A 4,079-nucleotide genomic window follows, 5' to 3' on the forward strand; every position below is an offset into this window, starting at 1 on the left:
GCCCGGCCTACGGGTTCGAGGCCATTGTAGGCCCGGTAAGCGAAGCGCCACCGGGCAAAACCATCTTAACGACGACGTCCCAGCTTCACCGACTTCAGCACCACAAACTTATTGTTCGTCGCAATGGTCACGCAGTTACCGAAAATCTTCTTCAGCTTGTGGAAGTAGTCCAGGTGGCGGTTCGCCACGATGTACAGCTCGCCGTTAATCTTCAGGCAGCGGCGCGCGTGGTGGAACATCTCCCACGCGACGTTATCCGTCAGGGCGTGCTTCTGGTGGAACGGCGGGTTACAGAACACGGCGTTGAAGCGGAAAGGCTCTACGCCCGACAGCGCGTTGTTGATCATAAACTCGCAGCGGTCCAGCGCGTCCGGCATGTTCGTTTCAACGTTCAGACGGCTGGAGGCCACCGCCATCGGCGATTCGTCGCTGAACACCACGCTGGCCTCCGGGTTCTTCGCCAGCAGCGTCAGGCCAATCACGCCGTTGCCGCAGCCCAGATCGACAATTTCCCCTTCCAGATTTTCCGGCAGGTGTTCCATAAAGAAACGCGCCCCGATATCCAGACCGGTACGGGAGAAGACGTTCGCATGGTTGTGGATGGTCCAGTCGGTCCCTTCCAGTTTCCAGCTCAGCGTGTCCGGCGCGTCGGCCAGCTCGGGTGCGGCGAACGTACAGTTGATCAGGCGCGCTTTTTTCCAGGCCAGCGTCGTGGTGGTTGGGCCAAGGACCTTCTCAAACAGCTCCAGCGTCGAAGTGTGAATATCACGCGCTTTGGCACCCGCGATGATGCGGGTTTCTGGCGTGACGACCTTACGCAGCGCGCGCAGCTGTTGCTCCAGCAGCGCCATGGTTTTTGGCACTTTGATGAGCACCACGCCCGGCGCCTGCGGGTAGTCCGCGGTGCTGTCGAGGAACTTCACGCTGGATTCGTCGATGTCGTTATGGCGCAGGTTTTCACGCGTCGCCAGCTCGCTTAAGTAGGAATCGCCGATGCTGTACGGCGTGTGCTCCGCCAGGGCGCAGCCCAGCGCGCCGAAGGCGTCATTCAGGATCAAAACCGGGCCGCGGATTTCAGTCTCATCCAACTGCTGCAGCAGATATTCATCCGCCGCTTCCCACGCCTGAAGCGGGTTAACGTCGTCCGTTTCCGGGAAACGTTTAAGGTTGAGTGAACGGAAACCGTTGTCTAAGTGGCTCATCGGCCCTCCTGAATGGTAAAATTTGGCGTATCCCTGAAAAGGGTGCGTGAGTATACCCGTTTTATTGTCGATTTGGGGCGTTGATGAACCAACTTACTTATCTCCAGGGCTACCCGGAGCATTTACTTTCTCAGGTTCGCACCCTGATTGCCGAGCAAAAGCTCGGCGCGGTGCTGGAAAAACGCTACCCCGGCACCCACGATTTCGCGACCGATAAAGCCCTCTGGCAGTATACGCAGGATCTGAAAAACCGGTATCTGAAGAGCGCGCCGCCGATCAACAAGGTGATGTACGACAACAAGATCCACGTGCTGAAAAACGCGCTCGGCCTGCACACCGCCGTCTCCCGCGTGCAGGGCGGCAAGCTGAAGGCCAAGGCGGAGATCCGCGTCGCGACGGTTTTTCGCAACGCGCCGGAAGCCTTTCTGCGGATGATTGTGGTGCACGAACTCGCACACCTGAAAGAGAAAGAGCACGACAAAGCGTTCTATTCTCTGTGCTGCCATATGGAGCCGCAGTACCACCAGCTGGAGTTTGATACCCGGCTGTGGCTTACGCATTTATCGTTAAAAGGTAATGCGGAATAGCGCACGCGAATTGTCATGATGACGTGCTACAGTGGCTAAAGGTTCCCCGCTACGGAGTACGTAAACGTTTATGATACGTTTCGCAGTCATTGGAACGAACTGGATCACGCGCCAGTTCGTCGACGCCGCCCACGAAACCGGCAAACTGAAACTTACCGCAGTCTATTCCCGCAGCCTTGAGCAGGCGCAGAGTTTTGCCAACGATTACCTCGTCGAGCATCTCTTCACCTCGCTTGATGACATGGCGCAAAGCGACGCCATTGACGCGGTCTATATCGCCAGCCCGAACGCCCTGCACTTCCCGCAAACGAAGCTGTTCCTCAGCCATAAAAAGCATGTGATTTGCGAGAAGCCGCTGGCGTCCAACATCGAAGAAGTGGAAGCCGCCATCGCGCTTGCCCGCGAAAACCAGGTGGTGCTGTTCGAAGCGTTCAAAACCGCCAGCCTGCCGAACTTCCTGCTGCTGCAGCAGTCCCTGCCGAAGGTGGGCAAAGTGCGCAAAGCGTTTATCAACTACTGCCAGTACTCGTCGCGCTACCAGCGCTATCTCGACGGCGAGAACCCGAACACCTTTAACCCGGCCTTCTCGAACGGCTCGATTATGGATATCGGTTTCTACTGCCTGGCCTCTGCCGTGGCCCTGTGGGGCGAGCCGCACGGCGTCACGGCCACCGCCAGCCTGCTGGAGAGCGGCGTGGATGCGCACGGTGTCGCGGTGCTGGATTACGGTGATTTCAGCGTGACGCTGCAGCACTCCAAGGTGAGCGATTCTGTCCTGCCGAGCGAAATTCAGGGCGAAGCGGGCTCGCTGGTTATCGAGAAGATCTCCGAGTGCCAGAAGGTGAGCTTTGTCCCGCGCGGCGGCAAAGCGCAGGAGCTGACGCAGCCTCAGCATATTAACACTATGCTCTATGAGGCAGAGGTCTTCGCCCGTCTGGTGGAAGACAACGAAGTGAATCACCCAGGCCTTGCGGTGAGCCGCACCACGGCGAAGCTGCAAACGGAGATCCGCCGTCAGACCGGCGTGGTATTCCCGGCAGACGGCGTGAGCGCGGAAGTTATCGCGTAAAGCTGTGTAATGAAACGGCGCAGACCATTGACGAAACCGATGGTCTGACATATTTTGTTACCTGCAAAGGGGAGTAACTTCTTCGCCGGTGGATCGTCATTACGATGCGTGCAATACCGCATCCGGTCGCCGGGCAACCCTCGTGGTTGTAAGTGAGACCTTGCCGGAAGGCGAGGTCTATGCATAAAAAGCTAACGGCTATCGTCTTCTGACCATGGCCGTTTTGTTTTTTATGTGTAAGGAAAATAGTATGCATTCTGTCGGCACTCCAATGTTGTGGGGCGGATTCGCGGTTGTCGTGCTCATCATGCTGGCGATCGACCTCTTTTTGCAGGGCCGTCGCGGCGCGCACGGCATGACCATGAAACAGGCCGCCGCCTGGTCGCTGGTCTGGGTTACTCTCTCCCTGCTCTTCTGCGCCGCCTTCTGGTGGTATCTGGCCTCGACCGAAGGCCGCGCGGTGGCCGATCCTCAGGCGCTCGCCTTCCTCACCGGCTATCTGATTGAAAAAGCCCTGGCGGTTGATAACGTCTTCGTCTGGCTGATGCTGTTCAGCTACTTCGCCGTGCCTGCGGCTCTGCAGCGTCGCGTGCTGGTGTACGGCGTGCTGGGCGCAATTATCCTGCGTACCATCATGATCTTCGCTGGCAGCTGGCTGATTACCCAGTTCGAGTGGCTGCTGTACGTCTTCGGCGCGTTCCTGCTGTTCACCGGGGTCAAAATGGCGCTGGCAAAAGAGGACGGCTCCGCGATTGGCGATCGCCCGCTGGTGAAGTGGATCCGCGGCCATCTGCGCATGACCGACAAGATCGAGAGCGAGCACTTCTTCGTGCGCAAGAACGGCCTGCTGTTTGCCACCCCGCTGCTGCTGGTGCTGATACTGGTTGAGCTGAGCGACGTGATTTTCGCCGTGGACAGCATTCCGGCCATTTTCGCGGTGACCACCGACCCGTTCATCGTCCTGACCTCTAACCTGTTCGCCATCCTCGGCCTGCGCGCGATGTACTTCCTGCTGGCGGGCGCGGCGGAGCGCTTCTCCATGCTGAAGTACGGCCTGTCGGTGATCCTGGTGTTTATCGGTATCAAGATGCTGATCGTCGATTTCTACCATATCCCGATCGCCATTTCGCTCGGCGTGGTGTTTGGCATTCTGATCGTGACGCTGATTATCAATACCTGGGTTAACCGCCAGCACGATAAGAAGCAACAGGCTTAGCGCGT

The 4,079-nt window shown here is 58.1% G+C and carries 4 protein-coding genes; 3 read left to right on the forward strand and 1 reads right to left on the reverse strand.

Annotated features, from left to right (window positions below):
• Positions 1 to 65: 65 nt before the first annotated feature.
• On the reverse strand, positions 66 to 1,202 hold the full coding sequence (gene rlmG, locus ACVCAM_RS25930) for a 23S rRNA (guanine(1835)-N(2))-methyltransferase RlmG (RefSeq protein WP_008503153.1): 1,137 nt from the start codon (positions 1,200 to 1,202) through the stop codon (positions 66 to 68).
• Between the two features lie 83 nt (positions 1,203 to 1,285).
• Here rlmG and ACVCAM_RS25935 point away from each other — a divergent pair, with 83 nt between their 5' ends.
• The 3 genes from ACVCAM_RS25935 to ACVCAM_RS25945 all read left to right on the forward strand — a co-directional run bounded on the left by ACVCAM_RS25935 (position 1,286) and on the right by ACVCAM_RS25945 (position 4,074).
• Positions 1,286 to 1,789 carry a YgjP-like metallopeptidase domain-containing protein gene (locus ACVCAM_RS25935; RefSeq protein WP_023294628.1) on the forward strand — a complete coding sequence of 168 codons (504 nt, stop codon included), beginning with the start codon at positions 1,286 to 1,288 and terminating at the stop codon, positions 1,787 to 1,789.
• A 70-nt stretch (positions 1,790 to 1,859) separates the two neighbouring features.
• Entirely contained in the window at positions 1,860 to 2,858 is a 999-nt protein-coding gene (locus tag ACVCAM_RS25940) for a Gfo/Idh/MocA family protein (RefSeq protein WP_021242366.1), read from the forward strand.
• Between the two features lie 250 nt (positions 2,859 to 3,108).
• Entirely contained in the window at positions 3,109 to 4,074 is a 966-nt protein-coding gene (locus ACVCAM_RS25945; RefSeq protein ID WP_021242367.1) for a TerC family protein, read from the forward strand.
• The last annotated feature ends 5 nt before the right edge of the window (positions 4,075 to 4,079 follow it).

It is taken from the genome of Enterobacter sp. CFEC122, from assembly GCF_052983755.1.

Bases quoted from the DNA above. Each gene is read 5' to 3' on its own strand.
- rlmG (WP_008503153.1), bottom strand. From the start codon at position 1,202: ATGAGCCACTTAGACAACGGTTTCCGTTCACTCAACCTTAAACGTTTC.
- ACVCAM_RS25935 (WP_023294628.1), top strand. From the start codon at position 1,286: ATGAACCAACTTACTTATCTCCAGGGCTACCCGGAGCATTTACTTTCT.
- ACVCAM_RS25945 (WP_021242367.1), top strand. From the start codon at position 3,109: ATGCATTCTGTCGGCACTCCAATGTTGTGGGGCGGATTCGCGGTTGTC.
- ACVCAM_RS25940 (WP_021242366.1), top strand. From the start codon at position 1,860: ATGATACGTTTCGCAGTCATTGGAACGAACTGGATCACGCGCCAGTTC.